We start from the raw sequence: 25,313 nt of genomic DNA on the forward strand, positions 1-25,313 counted from the left end.
ACCGGGTGCTCGGGCGACCGGACCATGAGGGTTGGGACCGCGGAACGAACGTGTGGGTCGGCCGTCGCCGCCTCCCACGCGAACCGCGCGAGAACGAACCGTAAGCGGCAACCCCGTCGCCCCCCTCGCTCCGCCAATGGAGACGGGGGAGATTCCGCTCGCCGACGTCGCGGGCGCGTTCGACCTGCAGGCGACCGTCGAGAGCGGGCAGTCGTACCTGTGGGACCGCGCCGACGGGCGGATGTACGAGACGACCGCCGCCCACGGCGGCGACCACTGGTACGAGACGGTCGTCCCGCCGCTCGACGGCGTGAGCGAGGAGCGCGCGGTGGTCCGGGTTCGACAGGTCGACGGCGGACTGGAGTGGGCGTCGACCACCGACGCGGTGCCGGTGTTGACCCACCTGCTCCGACTGGACGACGACCTCGACGCGATACTCCGCGCTACGCCCGACCTCCCGCTGCTGGACCGGGCGTACGAGCGCTACCGGGGGTTGCGACTGGTGCGCGACCCGCCGTTCGCGTGTCTGGTCTCGTTCATCTGCTCGGCGCAGATGCGCGTCTCGCGCATCCACGGGATGCAGACGCGTATGGCCGAGACGTTCGGCGATTCTGTCGAGTTCGGCGGGGAGTCGTACCACGCGTTCCCGACGGCCGAGCAACTGGCCGCGCGGACCGAGGCCGACCTCCGCGACCTCTCGCTCGGCTACCGCGCGCCGTACGTACAGCGGACGGCCGAGATGGTGGCGACGGGCGAGGCGGACCCCGCCGCCGCCCGGAGTCTCCCGTACGAGGAGGCGCGGGAGTTCCTCACCCGGTTCGTCGGCGTCGGGGAGAAAGTGTCCGACTGCGTGCTGCTGTTCTCGCTGGGGTTTCTCGAAGCCGTCCCGCTCGACACGTGGATTCGGTCGGCCATCGCCGACCACTTCCCCGACTGCGACCGGGGGAACTACGCCGAGACGTCCCGCGCCGTCCGCGAGCGGTTCGGCGGCGCGTACGCCGGCTACGCGCAGACGTACCTCTTCCACCACCTCCGCAACGGCGGCGAGTGAACGGGTCGCCGTCGCACAAACGGGCGGTTGCCCGTACCCCCGCGACGAGTCAGTCGTCCGCAGACACCGGCCGACGCCCGCCGAGTTCGACCGGTCGGGCGTCGACGCCCAACTCCTCGATGGCGAGTTCGGCCGCGCGCTTGCCCGAGACGAGCATCGCGCCGAACGTCGGTCCCATCCGGGTGAGCCCGTGGGCCGTCGCGGTGGAGAGTCCGGCCGTCAGGAGGCCGTCGTGGACGAACCCCGTCTTCTCGACGACGCCGTCCTCGCTGTCGGCCACCCACATCGAGTCGTGGCCGGGCGAGTCGTGCCCCGGGGCGCCGTACTCCCCGTCGGCGGTGGTGTCCATTCCGGCGTTGTGCTCCGCCGCGTGCTCGACGCCCGGCGCGTCGACGACGCCGCGCTCGTGGAGTTTCGAGACGACTACCGCCCCGTGGCCCGTCGCGTCGACGACGAGGTCCGACTCCACCGCGATGGGGTCGACGCAGGTCAGTTCTCGGGGGAGCGAGTGGACCGGCGTCCAGTTCACCACGGCGCCCGCGACGCGGTGGTCCTCGCGGACGACCACGTCGGTGAACTCCGTCATGTTCTGCATCCGCGCGCCGGCCGCGCAGGCGGCCTCGATGAGCGCCGACGAGCAGTGGGGGGCGTTCGCCACGTACAGCCCCTCGGCCTCCTCGCTCTCCTCGTAGGGGACGCCGAGTTCGTCGAGCACCGTCTGGCCCGGGTCGCGGACGGTCAGCTTGTTCATCAGGAACCCGCCGAGCCAGAAGCCGCCGCCGAAGTAGTTGTTCTTCTCCACGACGGTGACGTCGACGCCGCGTTCGGCGAGTTCCGTCGCCGCGGTCAGCCCCGCGGGCCCGCCGCCGACGACGATGACGTCCGTCTCGGTCCCGTCGATGAACTCCTCGTGCCACGCGTCGCCGATGGCGCGCGTCACCGCTGCCTCGTTCGCGCCGCTGAATCCGTCGAACTCCATGCAACACCGAGTAGTACTACCGAGTAATTAAACGTTGGCGTCGCGTCGGGCGAAGCTTCATGTCGCCAGCGCGAGTAGATACACCCACCATGGACCGCAGGGTCGTCGTCGAGGCAGCGGTACCCGTCTACGACGTGGAGACGACCGACGAGGCGGTTCGCATCGCCATCTCGAAGACCGGCGAGATGCTGAACCCCGACCTCAACTACATCGAGATAAACATGGCCTACCGGGAGAACGAGGTGGGCGAGCAGGTCGACCCCGCGTTCATCGCCGCCGACGAGGCCCTGGTCGCGCTCGAACTGGAGATGGTCGTGTTCAACGTCGAACGGGACGAACACGCCGCGCGCATCGCGCGAAAGGAGATCGGACAGCGGCTGGAGAACATCCCGCTGAAGGTCCTCCGCGTCGAACCCGTGGACGAGGAAGGGGACGACGAGGAGGACGCGGACGGTCGGGGGGACGAGGGGGACTCACACGACCCCGAAGACCCGGGCGGGACGGACGAGAACGCGACCGACGACGGCGAGGGTGACCTGCTCCCGGAGTTCGAGGAGATGGTCGGCGAGGACAACTGAGACCGGCTGCTCCGACCTGTCTATCGACGACTACCCTCGGACACGACGTACGCGGCGGGCGGTGTGACTCGGACGGCTGGTGATCGCCGGTCGGCGGTGGGAGTAAGGGATTCGGTTCAGTCTGCCTGGGGGGCGACCGATTCGCGCTTCGATTCCTCGACCGAGGAGGTGATCCCCTCGGCCAGTTTGAACACGGCAGCCTTGTGGTCCGTCTTCGAGCGGTGAATGGACGTGGGCTTGACGCCTAACTCATCGTACTCTGTCAGGTCGATTTCCTCGTCTCGCGCTTCACACTCGCTCTGTACCTCCGCGAGAAGGCCGTGCAGGTGGATGAGTTCCTGCTTCTTCATGGACGAGTCAGGCTTGCCTCTGGAGGGTTAAAGACTTATCTTGAGGCTCGTTAGCACGCTACCCGACAGGTTTTCATACCGCCTACCCACAGGGTTAGGAGGCTATTACGTCCACTCGTGACGAGCATCTGCCAAGAGAGTTTTTGGTCGCCGAACACGATGGAACGGCATGGAGTACGACGACATGCTGGACCGAGCGGTCGAGGAGAGTCCCGAGGCGGCGGCCGGCGACTCCCGGTTCGAGGTGCCGACCCCGTCGGTCCGCGAGGACGGCAGCACCACGGTCGTCGAGAACTTCCCGACAGTCGTCGAGCGACTCGCCCGCGAACCGCGCCACCTCCTCCGGTACCTCCAGGACGAACTCGGGACCGCCGCGAGCATCGACGACCGGGGACGCGCCCGCCTCACGGGACGGTTCAAACGGGAGCGCGTGGCGGTCGTCGTGGAGTCGTACACCCGAGAGTACGTCGTCTGTCCGGAGTGCGGGCTCCCGGACACGCGCCTCGTTACGGAGGACGGGACGACGCGACTAGCCTGTGACGCCTGTGGCGCACGCTCGCCAGTCGAGACGTTCTGACCGTCGTCGTACGCGCCGTGTACGACGGGAGAACGAGCGGGCCGTGGCCGGCGGGGAGGCGGCGCTACTCGAACTGTTTTACCGTGTCCAGGTCGCGTTCGGTACGCATGAACTCCGCGAGCCGCCGAGTCGCGTGACACGACGGACACGAGTAGTTCCGACGGTGACCCGGAAGACTGCTGGGGTTCTCCTCCCAGTCCTTCCCGCACTCGGGACAGATGAGCCGGACGAAGGCCTCGACCATACGCTCACCCGACGGGCGGCCGTTCAATAAAAGTTTTCGCGTCGCGGGGACCGGAACCGCGGGACGGTGGGGAGGTCGATTACGCCGGGAGCCCTTCGGCGGCGTCGAGGAGTTCCTTGTACCGGTTGCGGATGGTCACCTCGCTGACCCCGGCCACCTCGCTGACCTGACTCTGTGTGAGCGCCTCGTTGGTCAGGAGGGCGGCGGCGTACACCGCGGCGGCCGCGAGCCCGACTGGCGACTTCCCGCTGGTGACCCCGGCGTCCTGTGCGTTCTTCAGGAGCTGGCGGGCGCGCCACTCGCCCTCGTCCGAGAGACCGAGGTCCGAGGCGAACCGCCCGACGTACTGTGCGGGGTCCGCGGGCGCGACCTCCAGTTTCAGTTCGCGGACGAGGTAGCGGTACGTCCGCGTGAGCTCCATCCGGTCGACGCGCGAGACGGCGGTCAACTCGTCGAGCGAGCGCGGCGTCCCGACCTGTCGAGCGGCGGCGTAGAGGCTGGCGGTGGCGACGCCCTCGATGGAGCGGCCCGGGAGGAGGTCCTCGTCGAGCGCGCGCCGGTAGATGACCGACGCCGTCTCCCGGACGTTCTCGGGCAGGCCGAGCGCGCTGGCCATGCGGTCGATTTCGCCGAGCGCCTGCTTGAGGTTGCGCTCCTTCGAGTCGCGCGTGCGGAACCGCTCGTGCCACGTGCGGAGCCGCTGCATCTGTTGGCGGCGCTCCGAGGAGAGCGTCCGGCCGTACGCGTCCTTGTTCTGCCAGCCGATGTTGGTCGACAGCCCCTTGTCGTGCATCATGTTCGTCGTCGGGGCGCCGACGCGCGACTTGTCGTCGGTCTCGTTACCGAACGAGCGCCACTCCGGCCCGTGGTCGATGGCGTCCGCCTCGATGACGAGCCCGCAGTCGGCACACACCGTCTCGCCGTGCTCTTCGTCCGTCACGAGGTTGCCGCCGCACTCCGGACACTCGGCCCGGACGCGCTCCTCGGTCGACTCGACGCGGGAGTCGGCGGTCGATTCCCGCTCGTAGCTGCTGATGGTCGTTCGTGTCTCTGTCATGGGTAACTCCCGGAGCGACCCCGACCGGAGCGAGAAAAGCGTCCCGACGGCAGTCGTCCTTACTAACAGTTATCTCCGAAAGTACTTAAATCTTTTGTAAGAGTGCACCCGAGATACACCCGTCGAGAGGCACACAAACGGCTCGTACGGGGAGTTAGTGATAGTCGGATTATAAATACGGGTCACATAAAAACGACTCGGTCGAGACCGACGAACGGAAACAAGTACCTTTCGCCGCGGACGCGGACGGGGAGTCACCCCGGTGTGTGACCGCACGCCGCGGTCGTCCGGACGGCGGCCGAAACCGGACGATTACGGCGCGAAACTCGGGGCTAACCCCCGTCTTCGGAGCGGCGTGCCCGCCCGGCCGGCCCCGTCGCTTTTGCCGCTGGGGAGGCCCGCTCACGGCATGAGCGAGACGAGCGGTTCCGTCTGTGTGTTAGGCGCGGGAACCATGGGGCGGGGGATCACACACGCCTGCGCCGTCGCGGGCCACGAGGTCAGTCTGCGCGACGTCGACACCGACGCCCTGGGGGAGGCACTCACGAGCGTCCGCAACCTGCTCGACGACGGTGTCGAGCGCGGGAAACTGGACCGGGAGGCGGCGGTCGAGGCGTTCGACCGCCTGACGGCGACGGACGACCTCGCGACGGCCGTCGACGACGCGTCGGTCGTCGTGGAGGCGGTTCCGGAGGACCTCGACCTCAAGCGGTCGGTGCTGAGCGAGGCCGAGGCGCACGCCCCCGAAGACGCGCTGCTCGCCTCGAACACCTCGTCGCTCCCGCTGACGAGTATCGCCGCGGCGCTCGAGAACCCGGGGCGTGCGGTCGGCCTCCACTTCTTCAACCCCGTCTCCGCCATGTCGCTCGTGGAACTCGTCCGTGCGGAGCAGACGGCGGACGCGACGCGTCGACGGGCCGAGGAGTTCGTCGCGGGGTTGGGCAAGACCGCCATCACCGTCGACGACACGCCGGGGTTCGCGACCTCGCGGCTCGGGGCCGCACAGGGCGTCGAGGCCATCCGGATGCTGGAGGAGGGGGTCGCCTCGGCGCGCGACATCGACGCGGGGATGGAACGCGGGTACAACCACCCGGTCGGTCCGCTCGAACTGGGCGACGTGGTCGGTCTGGACGTACGGCTCGACGTCCTCGAGCACCTCCGCGAGGAACTCGGCGAGCGGTTCAGGCCGCCGGCGCTGCTCCGGCGGAAGGTCCGGGCGGGGAAACTCGGCGAGAAGACCGGCGAGGGGTTCTACGTCTGGGAGGACGGCGATATCGCCGGCGTGAGCGGAGAAGGATGAGTTCGCTCGGGCCGGCTTCGGTCGACCGAGCCATGGGCACGCAACCCACAGGTATATATGTTCGAACGACCTTGAGAGAAGTGAGGTTACTGCGAATGGCGAAAGGTACGGTTGCATTCTTCAACGACACTGGCGGTTACGGCTTCATCGAAACCGAAGAGTCCGACGAGGACGTCTTCTTCCACATGGAAGACGTCGGCGGCCCGGACCTGGAAGAAGGACAGGAGGTGGAGTTCGACATCGAGCAGGCAGATAAGGGCCCGCGGGCGACGAACCTGCAACGGCTCTAACCGAGGAACGTCACCCGGACCGCCTGCGGTCCGGCGGGAGCATCCAGTTCGATCCGTTTTTGCAGTCGGTCGCGAACCGCCGAGCGCCAGCGTTCGGCGCCGCGGCCGGGGAAGCGCGGGAAGTCGTCGGGGAGGAACGCTCGGGGAGGGACGTGTATCGGGTCGGGCCCCTCGCTCGACTCGTACTCCCCCTCCCCACCCTCGACGTGGAGCCGAGCACGCATCCGGCCCGCGAACGGCGGCGTGACGCGGAGGACGGCCCGTCGCCGCCCCCGGTCGCGCGCTTCGAGCGCCGCCACCAGGTCGTCGGTCGTCACTGCGAGGGTGTGGATGTCGGTGGGGTCGGCTGAGTCGGCGTCGTTCACGACCCGGTCGCGACCGTCTGCTCCAGACCGCCCCCGCAGTCCGGGCAGGCGGCGCGGTACGAGAGGACGCTCACCGTTCGACTGCACTCGACACAGACGAAGGGTCGTTGGACCATCACCCCCGCTTCGAGCGTCCGACTGTTAAGTGTTACCGTGGTTCGAAACGGCACGGACCGGGGCGTCGGTTCCGAGACCGGGGCCTCGACCGCTCAGAACCGGTTCCGCCACCGGGTCGTCCCCAACACCTCGTCTTTCGTCGCCGCGGCGAACCGCTCGGCCCGGCCCTCCCCCAACTCGTCGCTCAGGTCGTCGACGGCCGACTCCCACGACCCGCCGGCGCAGAGACCGACGACGTACGTGGGCGTCGTCGCTCGCGTCCACCGTCGCCGTCTCGTCGCTCCCCTGCGGGAACTCGAACGCCTCGGTCAGTGCGGCGGTCACCACGCCCGGACCGTCCGGGGTGGCGACCACGTCACCGCTGTCGTACCGCGTGCTCACGTCCGACGAGTCGGTCGGCGGACCCGTGTGGGTTGTGGCGGACCGATTGTCGATTGTCCAGCCGCCGCGAACGGCGCTCGTCGACGGGGAACGGCGAGAAACGAGGGTCGGTGACCGCTCCGCTACTCGGCGTCGCGGACGAAGTCCGGTTCGACGCGCTTCTCGTCGCGTTCGGAGAGGAGGTGTTCGCGGAACGCCGAGGGGTCGACGTCGTTCACCTCGTTCTCGAAGCGGTCGCGCACCGAGACGGTCTCTGCCGCCTCCTCGTCGCCGCCGACCACGAGCATGTACGGCACTCGGTCGTCGTGCGCGGCGCGTATCTTCCGACCGATGGTCATGTCGCGGTCCTCCACCGTGACGCGGAACCCGTCCAGGTCGTTCTTGACCCGGTGGGCGTAGCCGAGGTTGTCGTCAGAGATGGGGAGCACGCGAACCTGCTCGGGGGCGAGCCACAGGGGGAAGTGGCCGTCGAAGTGCTCGATGAGCACCATGAAGAACCGCTCGTAGGAGCCGTACAGCGCCCGGTGAATCATCACCGGCTGGTGCTCCTCGTTGTCCTCGCCCGTGTACGTCAGGTCGAACCGGTCGGGCATGTTGAAGTCCAACTGGACCGTCGGGCCGTCCCACTTCCGTCCGAGCGCGTCCTCGAACGAGAAGTCTATCTTCGGTCCGTAGAACGCCCCGTCGCCGGGTTCGAGGTCGTACTCCATCCCCTGCGCGTCGAGCACGTCTTCGAGTTGCGACTCCGACTTCTCCCAGATATCGTCGCTCCCGACCGACTTCTCCGGGCGCGTCGCGAGCGCGACGTGCGCCGAGAGGTCGAACGTCTCGAAGACGGTGAGGATGTTCTCGATGATGAGGTTGATCTCGTCTTCTATCTGGTCGGGCCGGACGAACAGGTGACCGTCGTCGATGGTGAACGCCCACGTCCGCGACAGCCCCGAGAGTTCCCCCCGCTGTTCCTTGCGGTACACCTTGCCGTCCTCGAAGTAGCGCACCGGCAGGTCGCGGTAGCTCCAGGAGTTGTCGTCGAAGATGGTCGCGTGGCCCGGACAGTTCATCGGCTTGAGCCCGTACTCCTCGTCGTTGACGTCGAGGAGGAACATGTCGTCGACGTAGTTGTCGTAGTGGCCCGACTTCTTCCACAGTTCCGTCCGGAACAGGTGGGGCGTCTCGACGGGGTCGTAGCCGGCCTCGAGGTTGAGCGCCTCGGCGTAGTCGGCCAACTCCGAGAGGATGCGCTTCCCGTTCGGCTGGTAGAGCGGCAACCCCGGTCCCGTCGTCTCGTCGATGGTGAACAGACCCATCTCCCGGGCGATCTTCCGGTGGTCGCGTTCTTTCGCCTCCTCGCGCCGTTCGAGGAACGCCTCCAGGTCCCCCTCGGACTCGAACGCCGTGCCGTACACCCGCGTCAACTGTTCGTTCTCCTCGTCGCCCCGCCAGTACGCCGAGGAGATGCTCAGCAGTTCGAACGCGCCGACCTCCCCCGTCGACGCGACGTGCGGTCCCCGACAGAGGTCGCGCCAGTCGTCCTGTTCGTAGACGGAGACGGGGTCCTCGCCGGCGGCCTCCTCGTGGAGGATGGCCGTCTTGAACGGGTTGTCCTCGTACAGGGCGAGCGCCTCCTCGCGCGGGAGTTCCCGGCGCACGATGTCGTAGTCGGCCGCGACGATGTCCGCCATCTCCGCCTCGATGGCGGGGAAGTCCGACTCGTCGAGGTCGACGCCGGCCACGTCGTAGTAGAAGCCGTCGTCCGTCGGCGGGCCGATGGCGAGTTTCGCCTCGGGGTAGAGCCGCTGGAGCGCCTGCGCGAACACGTGCGCCGCCGAGTGGCGAAGCACCTGCAGGTACTCGTTGGACTGGTCGGTGACGACGACGACGCGCGCGCCGTCGTGGACGGGCGCGGTCCTGTCGACGAGTTCCCCGTCGACCACCCCAGCGACAGTGTCCCGCCCGAGGCCCGGACCGATCTCGTAGGCGACGTCCTCGACCGACGACCCCGCCGGGACGGACAGTTCGGAGCCGTCCGGCAGGGTGACCGCGATATCGCTCATACGGTTCGCAGTCGGACCGCGCGAATAAGTCTTGTCGAACCGTGTGACTCGCTCGCCGTCGGCGCCGACTCGCGCCCGCCGCCTCTCCGCCGCCGCGACCGGAAAGAACCAAGCCCCGACCGGCGTACCTCCGGACATGGACCTCACCGTCGAGACGGACCGTCTCCGCGACGACATCGAGACGAACGCCGGGTTCGGCGACGTCGACGCCGCGGAGGGGCGCGGCCGGACCGTGCTCTGCGGCACCGAGGCGAACCGGGCGGCCCGCGAGTACCTCGTCGAGCGGATGGACGAAGCGAGGCTGGACGTGACCGTCGACGCCGTCGGCAACGTCGCCGGGACGTGGACGCCCGACTCCGCCGACCCGGGCGCCGCGCCGGTCGCGGCCGGGAGCCACCTCGACTCCGTCCCCGAGGGCGGCATCTTCGACGGGCCGCTCGGCGTGTACGCCGCGCTGGAGTCGGTCCGCGCGATGCGGGAGGCGGGCGTCGAACCGTCCCGGCCGGTCGTCGTCGTCTCGTTCACCGAGGAGGAGGGCCAGCGGTTCGCCGACGGCCTGCTCGGCTCCTCCGTGGCGGTCGGCGAGCGGTCGGTCGCGGAGGCGCTCGCGCTCGAAGCCGACGACGGGACCACCCTGGAGGAAGCGCTCTCGGGCATCGGCTTCCGCGGCGAGGGGGAACTGGACGCGAGCGAGTGGGACGCGTGGTACGAACTCCACGTCGAGCAGGACACCCGCCTGGAGCGTGCCGGCGTGCCGGTCGGCGTCGTGACGACCATCACCGGTATCACGCACTGCGAGGTGGACATCGTGGGCGAGGCGAACCACGCGGGCGCGACGCCGATGGACGAGCGGACGGACGCGCTCGCGGCCGCCGCGGAGTTCGTCCTCGACGTCGAGGCGGCCGCGAACGACGTGGTCGAGTCGGACAGCGAGTCGGCAGTCGGTACCGTCGGCTCGTTCGACGTGTCGCCGAACGCGACGAACGTCGTCCCCGGCCGGGTCGAGGCCGGCGTCGACGTCCGCGACGTCGAGTACGAGTCGATGGAGACCATCGTCGAGGCGGCGCGGGCGTCGCTCTCGCTGCTCGAACGCGGGCGCGGCGTCGAGACGTCGTTCGCCCGGCCGTTCGACCTCGAACCGACACCGATGAGCGAGCGCCTGCGCGCCGCCGCCCACGAGGCGGGCGCGGCGGCCGGCGTGGAGACGACGGACCTCCACTCGGGCGCGGCCCACGACACGATGCACGTCGCGGACGTGACGGACGCGGCGCTCCTGTTCGCTCCCTCCCGGGACGGCGTGAGCCACAACCCCCGCGAGTGGACCGACTGGGACGACTGCGCGGCGGCGACGCGCGTGCTGGCAGGCGCAATCGCGGACGCGGCGGCGGAGTGACGGGGCGAGCGACCTGGCTACTCGCGGCGGACCCGGGGCTGGCGCGACGCTCGGGTCGAGTTCGCCGGGTGGGACTGAAAGCGGTCGGGGGCTTTCGGGGTCGCCCGCAACTGGCGCTGCCCGGTCGGTTCAGCGGGAACACCACTCGGAAAGGCGACTCACGCCGCGAGCGCCACGTCGAGGTACAGCATCGTCACCACGCCGAGCATCGTCCCGAGCGTGGCGAGTCGCTCGTGGCCGCGAGCGTGCGTCTCGGGGACGATCTCGTCGGAGATGACGAACAGCATGCCGCCGGCGGCGAACCCCATCGCGTACGGGAGTATCGGCGCCGCGACGGCGACGGCGAACGCGCCGAAGAGGGTGAGCGGTATCTCGACGAGGCCCGACCGAATCCCGGTGAGCACGGCGTAGGTGGTGCGCTCGAACCCGGCGTTGACGGCGGCCACCGACACCGCCAGTCCCTCGGGGATGTTCTGGATGCCGATGGCGAGCATGAGCGCGATGGCGTTGCTCACGTCCCCGGAGCCGAACCCGACGCCGACGGCCAGCCCCTCGGGCATGTTGTGGATGGTGATGGCGACGATGAACAGCACGACCGAGGCGATTCCGGCGTCCGAGACGGTCTGGTCGGCCCGCTCTCGCCCCGTCACGAGCACGTGGACGTGCGGGACCCAGTGGTCCGCCTGGTCGAGGACCGCGACGCCGAGGAGGAGACCGGCGACGACCGGGAGCGGCTTCAGCGCGCCAGTCGCGGGCACACCGGGCACGATTATCTCCGTCGCGTCGATACCGGGGACGATGAGGCTCGTGAACGAGGCGGCGAGCATCACGCCCGCGGCGAACCCGAGCGCGGCGTCGAGCGTTCGCTCGCTCGGGTCGCGATAGACGAGCACGAGCAACGCCCCCAGCATGTTCAGCGACGCGATGACGACACCGCCGGCCAGGCCCTGAACGACCGGATTGGAGCCGACGAGACCGACGAACAGCTCTTCGACCACCATACCGCTCACACTCGATGCGGGGGTATCAAACGTGTCGGTCGGCGCGGGTTATCGCGTCCGGGAGGCCGAGCCGCGGCACGCGTCTCGGCCGGCAGGAGCTACAGCCGCGTGCTGACGTACGGTCCGTCCTGGTAGTAGCCGAGGTGGTCGCGGTAGTAGCCGCGGACGCCGAGCCCAGAGATGACCGAGAGCTTCTCGAACCCGGCGTCGGCCGCCTGGTCTTCCGCCTCCCGAACGAGCCTGCGGCCGTAGCCGCGGTGCTGCCAGTCGCCGTCCCCGTCGCCGGCGAACGTCGCGGGCGAGCCGTACACGTGGAGTTCCCGCACCAGCGCGGCGTCGCGGAGTTCACGCCGAACCGGGTCGTCGGTACCGTCGGGGGTCCCGGGGGCGGCGTGCGAGTACGAGGGGAACCGGAGCCGGCAGAAGCCGACGAGCAGGTCCCGCTCGGCGTCGGCGAACGAGATGAACCGCTCGACGCCGCCGCCCGACTCGTACTCGACGGTGTCCAACTCGACGTCGCTCGGGTCGGGGTCGGCGTCGTTGTGTCCCACTTCTCGGGCGCGGATGTCCCGCAGGGTGTACCCCTTCTCTTCGGCCCGCTGTTCGGCCAACTGGCGGAGGTTCGACTTCCACACGCCCGCGTCGATGAAGTCCGCGGGGATGTCGCGCTGAACCCGCTGGAGCCGGCAGTACTTCGGTATCTCGTTCATCGCGTCCGCGACGACGTCGGCCGCCTCCTCGTTCGACAGCGGGTCGTAGTCGTCGCGGCGCCACGCGTCGTACACGCGGGTGCCGCGGACGACGAGCGTCGGGTATATCTTGAGGTAGTCCGGTCGCCAGTCGGAGTTCGAGAACAGCTGTCCGAAGTCCTCGCGGCACATCTCGGCTGTCATCCCCGGCTGGCCGGGCATCATGTGGAACCCGACCTTGAACGCGGCGTCGCGCAGCCGGCGGTTGGCGTCGACCGAGGCTCGGGTGCCGTGCCCCCGGTGCATCTCGCGGTTCACCCGCTCGTACGTGGTCTGGACGCCCACCTCTACCTTGGTCCCGCCGAGACGCAGCATCCGGTCGACCTGCTCGGGGTCGCACCAGTCGGGCTTCGTCTCGAACGTGATGCCGATGCAGCGCACGTCCGCCGACTCGTTGCGCGCCTTCACGTCCTCGAGGTACTCGAACTCGTACTCGTCCGGTTCCTGCGCGAAGCTCCGCCCCTCCGCCGGGTCCGGCGGTGCGTCCGTGTCGTACTCGTTCATCGCCTGCAGCGCCCGCTTGACGAACCACTCCTGGTAGTCGTGCGAGCGGGCGGTCATCGTCCCGCCCATCAGGATGAGTTCGGCCTTGTCGACGGGGTGGCCGATGTGCCGCAACTGTTCGAGCCGCAGCGTCACCTGTCCGTACGGGTCGTAGTCGTTCTGCTCGCCCCGCGCGGCCGCGGGTTCGTGGCCGGTGTAGCTCTGGGCGCTGGAGAACTCCGAGGCCGGCCCGCCGGGACAGTAGAGACACTTCCCGTGCGGACACATGTGCGGCGAGGTCATGATGGCCACCGGCGAGACGCCCGAGGCGGTGCGGACGGGTTTTCGCCGCACCACGTCCGCGACCTCCTCGCGGCGCCCCTCCGGTGCGTACCCCAGCAGGTCGGTGTTCTGTGGGACCTTCGGCGCCGAGAACTCCGAACAGATCTCCCGCTTCGCGGCTTCGAGGCCGTCCCGGTCGAGTCGCCCGTCGAGGATGCGCGCGACTAGCTCCTCGCACGCGCGGTCGAAGGCGTCCGACTCCTCGGGGGGCGCTGCGCCGCTCATCGGCGAAACGTGGGGTGGTTCCGGGGGTAAGGGTTTCGGACGCCGCGGCCGGCGTCAGTCGGCGCCCGAGTCGGACTCGACCCCGTCGAACTCGAACCGCGCGCCGCCGTCGCGGCTCCCCGTCACCGCGACGTCCCACCCGTGCGCGTCGGCGATGCGGCGGACGATGGCGAGCCCGAGTCCCGTGCCGTTCGGGTCGGTGGTGTGACCGGGCTCGAACGCGACGTCGCGCTCGGCGGCGAGAACGCCGGGACCGTCGTCTGCCACGTAGATGCCGCCCGCGTGCGTGCCGACCCGGACCGAGGGGCTCGGCCCGGCGTGGTCGTCGCTGTTGCGAAAGAGGTTCTCGAACGCCTGCTGGAGTCGGTCGGGGTCGGCGCGCACCGTCGCGTCGTCCTCGACGGTGAGGTCGCCGTCGGAGGCGACGGTCCGCCACGCTCGGTTGGCTACCGTCCGGAGTTCGACCGACGCGGAGTCGGTGACGCCCCGGCCGTGACGGGCGAGCGCGAGCAGGTCCTCGATGAGCGTCGCCATCCGCTCGTGCGCCGTCGCGACCCGGTCGAGTCGCTCGTCGTCGGAGTCGTCGGCCGCCAGTTCGAGGAACCCGGTCGCCGTGTTCAGTGGGTTCCGCAGGTCGTGGCTCACGATGCCGGCGAACTCGTTCAGCCGCTCGTTCTGCTGCCGGAGACGGCGCTCGCGCTCGTGCCGTTCGGTCACGTCGCGGGCCACGAGCACGGCGGTGTCCCTCCCGCCGTCCGTGCGCGGGAGCGGCACGACCCGCGCCTCGTAGTGGCGCTGCTCGTCGCCCGTCGAGACGGGGTACGCCACCGTCTGGACCGACCGCTCGTCGATGGCGGCGCGAACGGCGCCGAGGACCCGGTCGGCGGCCGGGTCGTCGAGCACGTCGCGGACCCCCCTCCCCACGATGGTCTCCGCCGACTCGGGGACCGGCCCTCTGAGGCCGAGTATCACGTCGAGGTACGTCCCGTCCCCGTCGTAGACGAACGCGTACTCCGGGAGCGCGTGCGACAGCGCGTCGACCAGGTCGGCGTCGTCGACGGCGGGCGTTCCGGCCGCCCGCCGGGGGACGCCCCCCTCGAGACCGACGAGCGCAGCCTCCGCGTGGCCGGCGACGAGCGAGAGCGCCCCGGCGTGGAGGGATGTGAACCCGTCTCCCTCGCCCGCCAGCGCGACGAGCGCACTCGCGTCTCCGATCGGCACCGCGGCGACCCGCTCGTCCCCTCCGTCGTCCGCCGCGCCCGTCCGCGCCTCGCCCGCCGGGACGGCCCGCGCGAGGACCGAGTCGGACGCCGACAGCGTGACCGGACCGCCGCGGTCCTCGAACGCCGGGCTGGTGACGGACGCTCGGTACCGGTCGGCCTCCCGGTCGAACACCGCCGCCTCGGAACCGAGTTCCTCGACGACGACGCGGACCGCCGCCTCGCGGACCGCGCGACCGGACCCCTGCTCGGCGAGCGACGTCGCCCGCCGCCGGAGACGGTCGAAGTCGACCCCGACGGGTTCGGCGTCGGACGCTCCCCCCGTTCGTTCGTCGGCATCCCCTCCCGAACCCATCATCTACCCAACCATACCCAGTAGTTACCAATAACGTCCCGTATAAATATCTTTCCGCTCACATATCAGCCGTGGGACGGCGGCGGGCGTGCGACGCTACGCCAACTGGTCGGCGGCCGCCTCGACGACGGCGTCCACGACCGCACCGCGCCGGCCCGAGAGGAACTCGACGCGACCCTCGCGGACGCCGCGAGCGGTGACGCCGGCGTCCGGGACGCGCTCGGCCGCGTCCGCGGCGACCCGACGCACGTCGAGGTCGTCCGTCGCGCGGAGGTAGAGGTCGTCCGTACCGAGCACGAGCGTCGCGTGGAGACGCCCGTCGCCCTCGCGCTCGCGGCGGTGGAGTTCGTCCGCCAGCAGCGCGGTCGGCGGGAAGTCGTACCGGTGGGCGTACGCGTCCGCGTCGAGGACGGTGAACTCGACGCCGTCCGCCTCGCGCGCCTCCACGTTCGCCTCGGCGGTGTCGAGTTCCGTCTCCAGTTTCTCGCGGAACTGCGCCGAGATGTGACCGGCGAGGTCGCCGCCGTCGTCGCCGAACAGGATGTCGGTGATGAGTTCGCGCTTGTCCTCGTAGCTCTGGTAGAACGCCTCCAGCGCGACGGCCTCCCGGAGCTCCGCGACCCGTTCGGCGTCGAAACCGGCGTCCGCTGCGAGGTCGGCGTACGCGTCGGGCGTCCCCTCCCAGTAGCTCACGGCCGGGACGTGCGCCAGGTCGTCGCTCACGTCGCCGTTCACCGTCGCGGCGAGCGTGGCGGCGAGCGCGCCCGTCGAGAGCGCGTCGGCGTCCGTATCCGAGCGGTCCGGGTTGACGAGCGTTGCCACGGCGTCGCGAATCTCGGGGTCGGCGGCCGCGGCGTCGACGACGACCCGGTCCGCACCGTACACGCCGAGTAGGCCGAGACCGTCCTCGGACTCGACGGTCGACCCGGTGCCCAGAAGCAGGACGAGCGGCAGTTTCTCGCCGTGCCGGTCGCGGTCCTGGAGCATCCGGGTCACGTCGTTCGTCGCGTCGTCCATGTCGTACACCGTTCCCTCGAGGGGGCGGCGGGTGAAGTAGTGGTACTCCGCCTCGCTCTCGGCGTGTTCCTCGCGGATGAGCGGGAGCACCGCTCGCTCGACCGCCGCGCCGGCGACGTAGCCGTCGGCGGTGGTGGCGTGGCGCACGACGATGGGACGCGCCTCCAGGACGGCCCGGCGGACCGCCTCGGCCGCGTCGAGCAGGTCGTCCGTCACGCCGTCGAGCGACTCGTGGTCGGCGAGCGTCGTCACCGAGTCGGGGCGCGCCTCCGCCGTCAGCGCGTCGGAGAGCCGCTGTCTGACCGCGTCGCGTTCCCCGTCCGTCAGCACCGCGAGCGCCTCCGTCTCGACCTGTATCTCGTCGCGCCGGACCTCCACCTCGCCGTCGAGGCGGACGACGTCGTCCACGTCCACGTCGGGGTACGCGCGCACGCCCGCCTCGACGAACGCCGCGCAGTCGACGACGCCCGTCTCGTCGCGGAGTTCGAACACGGTCGGCCCGCCGGTCTGGCGCGCGCTCACGACCTCACCCTCGATTCGGACCGTCTCGCCCACGCGGTCGCCCAGCGAGCCGATTTCGACGCGTTCGCGGTCGCCCTCGGGCGTCGCCCCGGCGTCGGTCGTGTCGGCCGCGTCGGCCACTTCGTTCTCGACTGCGTCGGTGGTCTCGTTTCTCTCGGCGTCCGCGGACGCGCCGCTCTCGTCACCGTCACCGCCGTCGCGCGCCGAGGCGGCGCCTCCGGACTCGCCTCCGTCGGACGCTCCCCGCGTCGCCTCTCGGCGTCCGGCGTCGGCGTGTGTCGGACCGGACCCTCGTCGTCGTTCTCGGTCGGTTCGGCGTCCTTCTCCTCGGTTCCCTCCTGGAGGAGCGCCCCGCGGAACTCGCGCTCGGACTGCCGGATGGACCACGCGAGGTCGACGTTGCCGTTGTCGCGGACGTTCTTCACCTGGACGAACACGTCGTCGCCGGGTTCCCAGTCGAGCGATTCGAGTCGCTGGTCGAGTTCCGAGCGGTGCAGCAGGCCCGTCACGTTCGGGGAGAGGTCGACGAAGACGCCGAACTCGGCGTACCCGTCGACGGTCCCCCGGTAGAACCGATTCGGAACCAACTGGTTCGGGTCGTTCCCGCGGAACTCGAAGACGACGTCCTCCTGATGGGAGTCGCAGACACGCCCGTCGACGGGCGTACCGCAGATGATGCATGAACCCATTTGTGCGCAACCTGTACCCCCGCCCTAAAACGGTTGTCGAAACGCCGGCGCGCGCCGAGCGCCGACGAGGACGGCTCGAACCCGTCGAGGCACGTCGGTGGCGGCCGGCGTCGAACGGGTTCCGGGGCCTCCGCGTGCGGGGGCCCGTCAGACGACGTACCACCGAACCAGCAGCGTCTCGACCGCCGCGAACCCGCGGAACCCGACTCCGAACAGGAGCGCCGAAGGGAGCGCCGTCGCGAGCACCGCCCGCCGCGGGGTCGTCGCGTGAACCTCGTACACGCCGAGCGCCAGGAGTACGGTCCCGTACAGCGCACAGACCGCCCGGAGTTCCGGAACCGGCGGGCCGGCGAGCGCGCACGGGGCGCTCGCGTACGCGACCACCTGCACCGTCTCGCTCACGCCCGCTCGCTCGCGCAAGAAGACGCCACGTCCGCCGCGCTCGTAGTCGAGCGAGGCGAGCAGCAGCAGGAGCGTCTGGAGCGCGGCGGTCAGGTGGAGCGCGGCCGGCGCGACGAGCACGGCGACGAACGCCAGCGTCAACAGCGCCGAGGCGGCGACCCCGCCGGCGACCGCCGGCACAGTCCCGGGGGCGACCCAGAACCGTCCGGCGGCGTACGCAAGCGCGACGCACACCCCGAAGACCAGTCCCGGCGCCTGGTCGCCGGGCGCGACGCCAGTCCGGAAGAAGCGCGTCGGCCGGACGAGCACTTCGACCCACGCGCGGGCGACGCCGCGCGGCCCGCGCGCCCGTCCGCCCGAGGGGTTCTCCACCCACGTCGTCACGCCCTGGCGTTGTGAGGCGGCGCGCATGACAGTTCCGATGGGCCGTGCGCTCGGTCGGGTGTGGCGGAACCGAGCCTTTCTTGCGACAATTTTCAACGGAAATATGGTGTGCCGAGAGCGATGTCGCTCCGGGGGTGGTAGTGCGCTCCCGGCGAACCGTCGCGTCGACCGACTCAGTCGCGCCGGACGACGTGGCAGTTCCGGCACCGCGCCTCGTAGCTCTCGGCCGCGCCGACGAGGATGGTCGGGTCGTCGACGTGGGCGGGTTCTCCCTCGACGAGCCGCTGGGTCCGAGTCGCCGGTTCCCCGCACACCGAGCAGATGGCCTGGAGTTTGTCGACGTACTCGGCGACGGCCATCAGGTCGGGGAGGGGGTCGAACGGGTCGCCGCGGAACGTCTGGTCGGTGCCCGAGACGATGACCCGGCGGTCGTCCTCGGCCAGTCGCTGACAGACCGCGACCAGTTCGTCGGAGAAGAAGTTCGCCTCGTCCACCGCGACGACCTTCTCGCCGTCGAGGTGGTCGAGGACGTCCCACGGGCCGTCGCCGTCCTCGTCCACGACGACGGCTTCCCACGTGCGGTCGTTGTGCGACCCGATTCGCGTCTCGCCGTACCGGTCGTCGAGCGCCGGCGTGAACACCGCCACCTCCTGCCCCGCGATCTCCGCGCGACGGAGACGGCGGAGGAGTTCCTCCGTCTTTCCGGAGAACATCGACCCGGAGATGACTTCGAGCCACCCGGACCCCGTTATCGCGTGCACACCGCTTCGGGACCCGGGCCGGCGACAAAACCGTTCCCCTCTCGGGTTCTCGGGGGGCGCCTCGGACGGCGCGGCTGGGCGCCGGAGTCGAGGGGACCGGGGGGTCTTGAGTCGACCCTCCCCGGTTACAGGTACTCCTTCGCGATGCTCGCCCCGACGGTGTAGTTCGGGTCGACCATGTTCCCGAGGCGAACGCGACCGACCTGCGTCAAGAAGAGGTACGCGTCCCACTTGTCGAACCCGTGGTCCGCGACCAGCCAGTCGACGAGGTCCCGGTAGGCGATGCGGGCGGCGTCCTCCATCGGCCTGGCGCTCCCGACGCTCATGATGAACTCCTCGCTCTCGACCCGGGGCCACGTCAGTTCCCAGTCGTCGACCACGTCGACGGTTATCGTCGTCTCGGTCGGGTGTTCGATGGCCACCCCGCAGAGTTCGCCGTCGCCCTGGTTGGCGTGGCAGTCACCGAGATAGAGGTACGCGCCCTCGGTGTTGACGGGGAGGTAGACGCGATTCCCCGGCCGCACGTCCGGGAGGTCCATGTTCCCGCCGTGCTTGAACGGCGTGAGCGCGTCGATCGAGTTCAACTCGGGGGCGGTGCTGATCGTCCCCACGAACGGTTCGTAGGGGATTTCGACCCCCTCGTCCCACGTCACGCCGTCGGTCGTCACCTCGAGCTTCTTCACCATCTCCGGGAGCGGGTCGTTCAACAGCGCCGTCCGGTCGGTCCCGGTCAACCCGCCGAAGTTCTCCTTGAGACACGTCGTCCCGCGCGGCTGTTCCCCCCGAGGGACGATACTTTCGACGGTGACCGCGAGCGCGTCGCCCGGTTCGGCGCCCGCGACGTGGATGGGACCGTTCTGTGGGTTGAGGTAGTCACCGAGCACCTCGCTCGGCAGGTCGTCCTCCGTCTCGATGGCGCCCTCGAACGCGTCGTGCGTCTCGACGGTCACCGTGTCGCCGGGGTCGATTTCGAGGACCGGGTCCGGGTAGGGACCGACCGTGTAGTGGTACTCGCCCTGGTCGGCCTCGGTCAACTCGTGGGTCGTCATACGGACACGGTATCGACCACCGTCGGGCATATACCTTCGTCCCGGCCGGCGGTCCGTCGACGGAGCTACCGCCGTTCGACGTTGCGACCGAAGGAAGTTGTGCGTGGGTGCTGTCTGTAGAGCGCCCCCGAGGGGGCGCACAGCACCTGCATCCGGGTGGATGCGTGGGACCGGATTTGAACCGGCGGACCTCTACAGGACAGCGCCCTCAACGCTGCGCCGTTGGCCTGGCTTGGCTACCCACGCACCGCGTATCAGCGCGCATTGGTGCGCACTCCACCGTATTCCCGAGACGGATAAAGGGTTTTCCATCTGGGGAAGCCGTGGGGACGGCTTCCACGGCGGCGTCACGTCCCCGCCGCCGCCAGCACCTCGAACGTCGTCGTCGCCGGCTCCGACGTTCGGCCGGTCACCAGGTCCTGTACTCGCACCTCCAGCGTGTGCGTTCCGCGCTGCCACGGGCCGGTGGAGAAGTCGACGGCGGTCTCCCACTCCGCCGTGCCCGTCTCGTCCGTGGTGACCTCGACGTGTTCGCTCCCCTCGGCGACCAGCGTGTCGTCCCGACTGACCCGCGCTTCGAGTCGTGCGCGGACCCAGCCGTCGTGGACGGGAATCGAGAAGCGGGCCGCGCCCGCCACGAGCGCTCCCGGCCGCAGTGACTCCATCCGCTCGTCGTCGATGTCGCCGGCCTCCTCCCACTCGTCGACCAGAGCGACGTCGAGGAGTTCGGGACCCGCCGGCGCGGCCGTGGCCGTCTCCGTCCGGGAGGGTGTTTCCGTCGGCGAAGCGGTCTCCGCGGACGGGGAGGAGGTGGTCGCCGGGTCCGTCGCCGTCGGCGTCTCGGTCGCGGTCCTAACCGTCGCCGTTTGCGCACGGTACTGCGCGGGGATGGGTCCGGCCGTCGGCGTCTCGCGTTCGTCGCCCGTACAGCCCCCGAGACCGCTCACGCCGACTACTGCCAGGAATCGACGACGTCGCATTGGTCGGGGTAACGCCGCGTCGCCTGTTAAGGATTTTCCGAGAACGTCGAATCGAATCAGTACTCATACAGCACATACGAGGCTGGTTATGGTATGTACTTAGTATTTAATATATTCCTAAATTGTATATTTTGTGTGTAGTAGTGTACTAATAGAGGAACCATCTTTATGTATAAATCGTCGGTTAGACGGCCTGAATGGTAGACGAGCTCATCCGGGCACTGGTGGGCGAGGAGCGACGCCAGGTGCTCACACGGCTTCGGTCGGAGCGGCCGGCCGCCACGGTCGAACTGGGGGAACTACCGGCGAACGGGGGGGAGGACGAACGCATTCGTCTCCGTCACTCCCTGCTCCCGTCGCTGGTCGAGGCCGACCTCGTCACTTGGAACCGGAAGCGGGACGTCGTCGCGCGCGGGCCGGCGTTCGACGCCGCGGTGCCGTTCCTCGACCTCATCGACGAGACGGAGTCGGACGCGGCGGTCGGACAGGACGCCCCGGCGTAACACGGCGCTCGCACCGTCCGGGACGCGCGGAACGCGACTCTTCTCTCACCTGTCGCTCGCCGAGGCCCAGGTCTAGTCGCCGGCTCGCGCGCCCGACGGTTCGACCGGCGGCCGCTCCACGTCGCGGTCGCTGGCCTCGCCCTCGATGTCGTACGGGTACTCGCCGGTGACGCAGCCCAGACAGAGGTCGGCACGCGACTCCGAGAGGGCGTCGGCGACGGCGTCGATGGAGAGGTACGACAGCGAGTCGGCCCCGACCGCCTCGCAGACCTCCTCGACGGAGCGGTCAGCGGCGATGAGTTCCTCGCGGGTCGCCATGTCGATACCCAGATAACACGGCGCGACGATGGCCGGCGCGCCGATGCGGACGTGGACCTCCTCGGCGCCGGCGTCGCGGAGCAGGTCGACCAGTTGCGTCGACGTCGTCCCCCGGACGATGGAGTCGTCGATGAGCGTGACCGTGCGCCCCTCGACGGTGGACTTGATGGGGTTGAGTTTCAGCCGGACCGCGCGCTCGCGTTCGTCCTGCGTCGGCATGATGAACGTCCGCCCGACGTAGCGGTTCTTCATCAGCCCCTCGGCGAACTCCACGTCCGCCCCGGACTCGACGGCGGCGTCGGCGTACCCCGACGCGAACGCCCGTCCCGAGTCCGGTACCGGCATCACCGCGTCCGTGTCGATGCCCGACTCCTCCCACAGCGCCCGGCCGAGGTTCCGTCGCACCTCGTAGACGAGCGACCCGTCGACGACCGAGTCGGGGCGGGCGAAGTAGACGTGTTCGAAGAAACAGTGCGCGGAGTGGTCGGTCTCGAACAGTTGGTAGGAGTCGTACCCCGACCCGCCGGGTTCGAGCACGACGAGTTCGCCCGGCCTCACGTCGCGCACGAGTTCGCCGTCGAGCGTGTCGATGGCGGCCGACTCGGAGGCGAGCACGTAGCCGTCGTCGAGTTCGCCCAGACACAGCGGGCGGTTCCCCTGCGGGTCGCGCACCCCGAGGACGGTGTCGTCGTGCATCACCGTCAGCGAGTACGACCCGTGCATCCGACTCATCGTCCGCTTCACCGCGCGGATGAGGTCCGCGTCGAGGAGGTTCCCCGCCAGGTCGTGCGCGATGACCTCCGTGTCCCCGTTCGTGGTGAACGCGTGCCCGAGCGAGCCGAGTTGCTCGCGTATCTCGTCGGTGTTGACGAGGTTCCCGTTGTGCGCCAGTCCCAGCGCGCCCGACTTGAACGACACCGAGAAGGGCTGGGCGCACCGCTCGTTCACGCCGCCGGCCGTGGCGTACCGGACGTGCCCGATGCCCGCCGACCCGTTGAGGTCGTCGAGGGTCGACCCGTCGAACGCGTCGCCGACCAGCCCCATGCCCACGTGGCTGTGCTGCTGGAACCCGTCGTGGGTGACGATGCCCGCGGAGTCCTGCCCGCGGTGCTGGAGCGCGTACAGCGAGTAGTACAGCGGCCGGGCGGCGGCGCGGTCCGCGAGCGAGACGCCGACCACCCCGCACTTCTCGGTCGGTCCCGAGCGGGCCGGCCGTTCGCCACCGCCCTCCCCGTCACCGAGCGGTTCCGTGACCGAGGTCGGCACGCCGTCGCCGCGGTCCCCGTCCTGCATGGACGATGGGTCGCCCCGACGTCACAAAAATCCTCGTTATCGTGCCTACTGCGCCAGTACGCTCGCGCCGCCTGTACACGAACGTGCAATCCGCCGGCCGAGTCGGGGCTCGGCGGTGGACCGTCGGCTCTGCGGGTGCAGCGGACGCGCCGAGAATCGGGGGCCTCAGTTGTCGCCGGCCTTCGACTGCCACTCGTACTCGCGTCGCTTCGCCGACTTGCCGAAGCCACACGACGAGCAGACCTTCTTCTTGACGTGGTACGACTTCTCGCCGCAGCGGCGGCACTTGACGTGCGTCGTGGTGTTCTTCTTGCCTTGAGAGGGAGTGCCTGCGCCGGTCATGCGTTTATCGAGACGACGTTGTCGCCACGGATAATCGTTGTGTCTTGCACTTCGTCCGCCGTGGCCTCGTCCACGTCGGTGGGTTCGAGGACGACGTTCATGTGCTGGTCGTAGCCGGCGAGGACGCCGAAGTGCGCCGTCCCGTCCTTCAGGTGGACGGTGACGGGCGTGTCCAGCGCCTCCTCGAGCACGTCGAGTGGTCGGCCGCTCATACACCGGGCGTCGGCCGACCACGGTTTAAATATACCGGACTCCGCGGTGACGGCGCCGCTCGCCGGCCCGGCTTCGACGGGCGAACTCCGGGCCGGGCCCGACCACGCCGTGATGGAGGGTCACGTGCCGGGCACGGAACCCGCACAGTTTTAAGAGCGGCTCGTCTTGGTTCGGGTAACAGAGCCCGCGGGTAACTCCGCACCCGGTTCGAACGGCGAGCCGTCGTGCGGATAGCGGGATTGCGGACCGACGCGCTGCAAGACGCCGGGGTCCACAGCGACCCGTGCTCGGGGCTTTCCATACGAGCCTGCTCGCCGCGCGACCGGCGCGGGGCGGGGTTCCAACGCTCGCAACACAGAGACGAATACAGACAGATGGAAGTCGAAATCGCAACCATCGGCGGCTACGAGGAAGTCGGCCGCCAGATGACGGCAGTTCGCACCGGCGACGACATCGTGGTGTTTGACATGGGCCTCAACCTGAGTCAGGTCCTCATCCACGACAACGTCGAGACCGAGAAGATGCACAGCCTGGACCTCATCGACATGGGGGCCATCCCGGACGACCGCGTGATGTCCGACCTCGAGGGCGACGTGCAGGCCATCGTGCCGACGCACGGCCACCTCGACCACATCGGGGCCATCTCGAAGCTGGCGCACCGCTACGACGCGCCGGTCGTCGCCACGCCGTTCACCATCGAACTGGTGAAACAGCAGGTGAAGGGCGAGAACAAGTTCAACGTCGACAACGACCTCGTGAAGATGGAGGCGGGCGAGACGATGTCCATCGGTGACACGGGCAACGTCGAACTCGAGTTCGTCCACGTCACCCACTCCATCATCGACGCCATCAACCCGGTCGTCCACACGCCCGAGGGCGCGGTCGTCTACGGGCTGGACAAGCGGATGGACCACTCGCCGGTCCTCGAGGACCCCATCGACATGGAGCGGTTCCGGGAGATAGGGAGGGAAGGGAACGGCGTGCTCGCGTACATCGAGGACTGTACGAACGCCGGGCGGAAGGGGCGTACCCCCTCCGAGTCGGTCGCGCGTCGCCACCTGAAGGACGTGCTCACGTCCGTCGAGGACTACGACGGCGGCATCGTCGCCACGACGTTCTCCTCGCACGTCTCGCGCGTCTCCTCGCTCGTCGAGTTCGCCAAGGACATCGGTCGGGAACCCGTGCTGCTCGGCCGGTCGATGGAGAAGTACAGCGGCACCGCCGAACGGCTCGACTTCGTGGACTTCCCGGACGACCTCGGGATGTACGGCCACCGCAAGTCGGTCGACCGCACGTTCAAGCGCATCATGAAGGAGGGCAAGGAGGACTACCTCCCCATCGTCACCGGCCACCAGGGCGAACCGCGCGCGATGCTCACCCGGATGGGCCGCGGCGAGACTCCCTACGAACTGGACGACGGCGACAAGGTCATCTTCTCGGCGCGGGTCATCCCGGAGCCGACGAACGAGGGGCAGCGCTACCAGTCCGAGCGCCTCCTGAAGATGCAGGGCGCGCGCATCTACGACGAGATTCACGTCTCGGGTCACCTCCGCGAGGAGGGGCACTACCAGATGCTCGACGCGCTCCAGCCCCAGCACATCATCCCGGCCCACCAGGACATGCAGGGGTTCGCGCCGTACGTCGACCTCGCGTCGAGCAGGGGGTACGCGCTCGGGCGGGACCTGCACGTCACGCAGAACGGCAACATGATCCAGCTGACGGAGTGAGA

Annotated in this window: 24 protein-coding genes, 1 tRNA gene and 1 pseudogene; 8 read left to right on the forward strand and 18 right to left on the reverse strand. The window is 69.4% G+C overall.

Annotated elements, in window-relative coordinates:
• Positions 1–136 precede the first annotated feature (136 nt).
• The gene (locus tag AC6RUA_RS02030; RefSeq protein WP_499814291.1) at positions 137–1,051 is read left to right on the forward strand and encodes a DNA-3-methyladenine glycosylase family protein; all 915 of its coding nucleotides are present in this window, start codon (positions 137–139) and stop codon (positions 1,049–1,051) included.
• A 49-nt stretch (positions 1,052–1,100) separates the two neighbouring features.
• Here the strand turns inward: AC6RUA_RS02030 and AC6RUA_RS02035 are convergent, their stop codons facing one another.
• On the reverse strand, positions 1,101–2,030 hold the full coding sequence (locus tag AC6RUA_RS02035; protein ID WP_499814292.1) for a sulfide-dependent adenosine diphosphate thiazole synthase: 930 nt from the start codon (positions 2,028–2,030) through the stop codon (positions 1,101–1,103).
• Positions 2,031–2,119: 89 nt separating this feature from the next.
• Here AC6RUA_RS02035 and AC6RUA_RS02040 point away from each other — a divergent pair, with 89 nt between their 5' ends.
• Positions 2,120–2,608 carry a DUF555 domain-containing protein gene (locus tag AC6RUA_RS02040; RefSeq protein ID WP_499814293.1) on the forward strand — a complete coding sequence of 163 codons (489 nt, stop codon included), beginning with the start codon at positions 2,120–2,122 and terminating at the stop codon, positions 2,606–2,608.
• A 116-nt stretch (positions 2,609–2,724) separates the two neighbouring features.
• Here the strand turns inward: AC6RUA_RS02040 and AC6RUA_RS02045 are convergent, their stop codons facing one another.
• Positions 2,725–2,958 carry a UPF0058 family protein gene (locus AC6RUA_RS02045; RefSeq protein ID WP_499814294.1) on the reverse strand — a complete coding sequence of 78 codons (234 nt, stop codon included), beginning with the start codon at positions 2,956–2,958 and terminating at the stop codon, positions 2,725–2,727.
• A 169-nt stretch (positions 2,959–3,127) separates the two neighbouring features.
• On the opposite strand from AC6RUA_RS02045, the gene AC6RUA_RS02050 reads away from it, so the two are divergent.
• Entirely contained in the window at positions 3,128–3,535 is a 408-nt protein-coding gene (locus tag AC6RUA_RS02050; protein WP_499814295.1) for a translation initiation factor IF-2 subunit beta, read from the forward strand.
• Positions 3,536–3,599: 64 nt separating this feature from the next.
• Here AC6RUA_RS02050 and AC6RUA_RS02055 read toward each other — a convergent pair whose 3' ends face one another.
• Both AC6RUA_RS02055 and AC6RUA_RS02060 read right to left on the reverse strand, forming a co-directional pair.
• Positions 3,600–3,779 carry a DUF7836 family putative zinc-binding protein gene (locus AC6RUA_RS02055; RefSeq protein ID WP_499814296.1) on the reverse strand — a complete coding sequence of 60 codons (180 nt, stop codon included), beginning with the start codon at positions 3,777–3,779 and terminating at the stop codon, positions 3,600–3,602.
• A gap of 79 nt (positions 3,780–3,858) precedes the next feature.
• Positions 3,859–4,836, reverse strand: coding sequence for a transcription initiation factor IIB (locus AC6RUA_RS02060; RefSeq protein WP_499814297.1), 978 nt, complete (start codon positions 4,834–4,836; stop codon positions 3,859–3,861).
• A 409-nt stretch (positions 4,837–5,245) separates the two neighbouring features.
• On the opposite strand from AC6RUA_RS02060, the gene AC6RUA_RS02065 reads away from it, so the two are divergent.
• Both AC6RUA_RS02065 and AC6RUA_RS02070 read left to right on the forward strand, forming a co-directional pair.
• On the forward strand, positions 5,246–6,136 hold the full coding sequence (locus AC6RUA_RS02065) for a 3-hydroxyacyl-CoA dehydrogenase family protein (protein ID WP_499814298.1): 891 nt from the start codon (positions 5,246–5,248) through the stop codon (positions 6,134–6,136).
• A gap of 95 nt (positions 6,137–6,231) precedes the next feature.
• Entirely contained in the window at positions 6,232–6,426 is a 195-nt protein-coding gene (locus AC6RUA_RS02070; protein WP_499815474.1) for a cold-shock protein, read from the forward strand.
• On the opposite strand, the gene AC6RUA_RS02075 is transcribed toward AC6RUA_RS02070, so the two are convergent.
• A complete protein-coding gene (locus AC6RUA_RS02075; RefSeq protein ID WP_499814299.1) occupies positions 6,423–6,791 on the reverse strand; it encodes a DUF8009 family protein in 369 nt (122 codons plus the stop codon). The two genes, AC6RUA_RS02070 and AC6RUA_RS02075, sit on opposite strands and share 4 nt — an antisense overlap.
• A gap of 620 nt (positions 6,792–7,411) precedes the next feature.
• Entirely contained in the window at positions 7,412–9,343 is a 1,932-nt protein-coding gene (thrS, locus tag AC6RUA_RS02080) for a threonine--tRNA ligase (RefSeq protein ID WP_499814300.1), read from the reverse strand.
• 136 nt (positions 9,344–9,479) lie between these two features.
• Between thrS and AC6RUA_RS02085 the strand changes: the two genes are divergently transcribed.
• On the forward strand, positions 9,480–10,736 hold the full coding sequence (locus AC6RUA_RS02085) for a M20 family metallo-hydrolase (protein WP_499814301.1): 1,257 nt from the start codon (positions 9,480–9,482) through the stop codon (positions 10,734–10,736).
• A 158-nt stretch (positions 10,737–10,894) separates the two neighbouring features.
• On the opposite strand, the gene AC6RUA_RS02090 is transcribed toward AC6RUA_RS02085, so the two are convergent.
• The 9 genes and pseudogenes from AC6RUA_RS02090 to AC6RUA_RS02130 all read right to left on the reverse strand — a co-directional run bounded on the left by AC6RUA_RS02090 (position 10,895) and on the right by AC6RUA_RS02130 (position 20,915).
• Complete coding sequence (locus tag AC6RUA_RS02090) at positions 10,895–11,737, reverse strand: ZIP family metal transporter (protein WP_499814302.1); 843 nt, start codon at positions 11,735–11,737, stop codon at positions 10,895–10,897.
• A gap of 98 nt (positions 11,738–11,835) precedes the next feature.
• On the reverse strand, positions 11,836–13,536 hold the full coding sequence (locus AC6RUA_RS02095) for a tRNA uridine(34) 5-carboxymethylaminomethyl modification radical SAM/GNAT enzyme Elp3 (RefSeq protein ID WP_499814303.1): 1,701 nt from the start codon (positions 13,534–13,536) through the stop codon (positions 11,836–11,838).
• Between the two features lie 54 nt (positions 13,537–13,590).
• The gene (locus AC6RUA_RS02100) at positions 13,591–15,111 is read right to left on the reverse strand and encodes a sensor histidine kinase (RefSeq protein WP_499814304.1); all 1,521 of its coding nucleotides are present in this window, start codon (positions 15,109–15,111) and stop codon (positions 13,591–13,593) included.
• 96 nt (positions 15,112–15,207) lie between these two features.
• A pseudogene (locus AC6RUA_RS02105) lies at positions 15,208–17,339 on the reverse strand (DHH family phosphoesterase).
• Between the two features lie 147 nt (positions 17,340–17,486).
• Positions 17,487–18,125 (reverse strand): YIP1 family protein, encoded by a 639-nt coding sequence (locus tag AC6RUA_RS02110; RefSeq protein WP_499814305.1) that lies wholly within the window; start codon positions 18,123–18,125, stop codon positions 17,487–17,489.
• Positions 18,126–18,298: 173 nt separating this feature from the next.
• Entirely contained in the window at positions 18,299–18,886 is a 588-nt protein-coding gene (locus AC6RUA_RS02115; RefSeq protein WP_499814306.1) for a thymidine kinase, read from the reverse strand.
• 125 nt (positions 18,887–19,011) lie between these two features.
• On the reverse strand, positions 19,012–19,935 hold the full coding sequence (locus AC6RUA_RS02120; protein ID WP_499814307.1) for an acetamidase/formamidase family protein: 924 nt from the start codon (positions 19,933–19,935) through the stop codon (positions 19,012–19,014).
• Positions 19,936–20,096: 161 nt separating this feature from the next.
• Positions 20,097–20,181: transfer RNA gene (locus tag AC6RUA_RS02125), tRNA-Leu, on the reverse strand.
• Positions 20,182–20,282: 101 nt separating this feature from the next.
• The gene (locus AC6RUA_RS02130) at positions 20,283–20,915 is read right to left on the reverse strand and encodes a hypothetical protein (protein WP_499814308.1); all 633 of its coding nucleotides are present in this window, start codon (positions 20,913–20,915) and stop codon (positions 20,283–20,285) included.
• A gap of 197 nt (positions 20,916–21,112) precedes the next feature.
• On the opposite strand from AC6RUA_RS02130, the gene AC6RUA_RS02135 reads away from it, so the two are divergent.
• A complete protein-coding gene (locus AC6RUA_RS02135) occupies positions 21,113–21,418 on the forward strand; it encodes a hypothetical protein (protein ID WP_499814309.1) in 306 nt (101 codons plus the stop codon).
• A gap of 72 nt (positions 21,419–21,490) precedes the next feature.
• Here the strand turns inward: AC6RUA_RS02135 and purF are convergent, their stop codons facing one another.
• From purF to AC6RUA_RS02150, 3 genes are all read right to left on the reverse strand, one after another.
• A complete protein-coding gene (purF, locus tag AC6RUA_RS02140; RefSeq protein ID WP_499814310.1) occupies positions 21,491–23,029 on the reverse strand; it encodes an amidophosphoribosyltransferase in 1,539 nt (512 codons plus the stop codon).
• A gap of 165 nt (positions 23,030–23,194) precedes the next feature.
• Positions 23,195–23,371, reverse strand: coding sequence for a 50S ribosomal protein L37e (locus AC6RUA_RS02145; protein ID WP_499814311.1), 177 nt, complete (start codon positions 23,369–23,371; stop codon positions 23,195–23,197).
• Positions 23,368–23,583, reverse strand: coding sequence for an LSM domain-containing protein (locus AC6RUA_RS02150; protein WP_499814312.1), 216 nt, complete (start codon positions 23,581–23,583; stop codon positions 23,368–23,370). The genes AC6RUA_RS02145 and AC6RUA_RS02150 overlap by 4 nt, the downstream gene beginning before the upstream one ends.
• Before the next feature lie 375 nt (positions 23,584–23,958).
• Between AC6RUA_RS02150 and AC6RUA_RS02155 the strand changes: the two genes are divergently transcribed.
• Entirely contained in the window at positions 23,959–25,311 is a 1,353-nt protein-coding gene (locus tag AC6RUA_RS02155; protein WP_499814313.1) for an RNase J family beta-CASP ribonuclease, read from the forward strand.
• Positions 25,312–25,313 lie beyond the last annotated feature (2 nt).

The sequence above is a fragment of the Halorarum sp. SLYT50 genome (genome assembly GCF_059821265.1).

Coding starts and splice junctions, on each gene's coding strand:
- AC6RUA_RS02030 (WP_499814291.1), top strand. CDS start 137: ATGGAGACGGGGGAGATTCCGCTCGCCGACGTCGCGGGCGCGTTCGAC.
- AC6RUA_RS02035 (WP_499814292.1), bottom strand. CDS start 2,030: ATGGAGTTCGACGGATTCAGCGGCGCGAACGAGGCAGCGGTGACGCGC.
- AC6RUA_RS02040 (WP_499814293.1), top strand. CDS start 2,120: ATGGACCGCAGGGTCGTCGTCGAGGCAGCGGTACCCGTCTACGACGTG.
- AC6RUA_RS02045 (WP_499814294.1), bottom strand. CDS start 2,958: ATGAAGAAGCAGGAACTCATCCACCTGCACGGCCTTCTCGCGGAGGTA.
- AC6RUA_RS02050 (WP_499814295.1), top strand. CDS start 3,128: ATGGAGTACGACGACATGCTGGACCGAGCGGTCGAGGAGAGTCCCGAG.
- AC6RUA_RS02055 (WP_499814296.1), bottom strand. CDS start 3,779: ATGGTCGAGGCCTTCGTCCGGCTCATCTGTCCCGAGTGCGGGAAGGAC.
- AC6RUA_RS02060 (WP_499814297.1), bottom strand. CDS start 4,836: ATGACAGAGACACGAACGACCATCAGCAGCTACGAGCGGGAATCGACC.
- AC6RUA_RS02065 (WP_499814298.1), top strand. CDS start 5,246: ATGAGCGAGACGAGCGGTTCCGTCTGTGTGTTAGGCGCGGGAACCATG.
- AC6RUA_RS02070 (WP_499815474.1), top strand. CDS start 6,232: ATGGCGAAAGGTACGGTTGCATTCTTCAACGACACTGGCGGTTACGGC.
- thrS (WP_499814300.1), bottom strand. CDS start 9,343: ATGAGCGATATCGCGGTCACCCTGCCGGACGGCTCCGAACTGTCCGTC.
- AC6RUA_RS02085 (WP_499814301.1), top strand. CDS start 9,480: ATGGACCTCACCGTCGAGACGGACCGTCTCCGCGACGACATCGAGACG.
- AC6RUA_RS02090 (WP_499814302.1), bottom strand. CDS start 11,737: ATGGTGGTCGAAGAGCTGTTCGTCGGTCTCGTCGGCTCCAATCCGGTC.
- AC6RUA_RS02095 (WP_499814303.1), bottom strand. CDS start 13,536: ATGAGCGGCGCAGCGCCCCCCGAGGAGTCGGACGCCTTCGACCGCGCG.
- AC6RUA_RS02100 (WP_499814304.1), bottom strand. CDS start 15,111: ATGGGTTCGGGAGGGGATGCCGACGAACGAACGGGGGGAGCGTCCGAC.
- AC6RUA_RS02120 (WP_499814307.1), bottom strand. CDS start 19,935: ATGACGACCCACGAGTTGACCGAGGCCGACCAGGGCGAGTACCACTAC.
- AC6RUA_RS02130 (WP_499814308.1), bottom strand. CDS start 20,915: ATGCGACGTCGTCGATTCCTGGCAGTAGTCGGCGTGAGCGGTCTCGGG.
- AC6RUA_RS02135 (WP_499814309.1), top strand. CDS start 21,113: ATGGTAGACGAGCTCATCCGGGCACTGGTGGGCGAGGAGCGACGCCAG.
- purF (WP_499814310.1), bottom strand. CDS start 23,029: ATGCAGGACGGGGACCGCGGCGACGGCGTGCCGACCTCGGTCACGGAA.
- AC6RUA_RS02145 (WP_499814311.1), bottom strand. CDS start 23,371: ATGACCGGCGCAGGCACTCCCTCTCAAGGCAAGAAGAACACCACGACG.
- AC6RUA_RS02150 (WP_499814312.1), bottom strand. CDS start 23,583: ATGAGCGGCCGACCACTCGACGTGCTCGAGGAGGCGCTGGACACGCCC.
- AC6RUA_RS02155 (WP_499814313.1), top strand. CDS start 23,959: ATGGAAGTCGAAATCGCAACCATCGGCGGCTACGAGGAAGTCGGCCGC.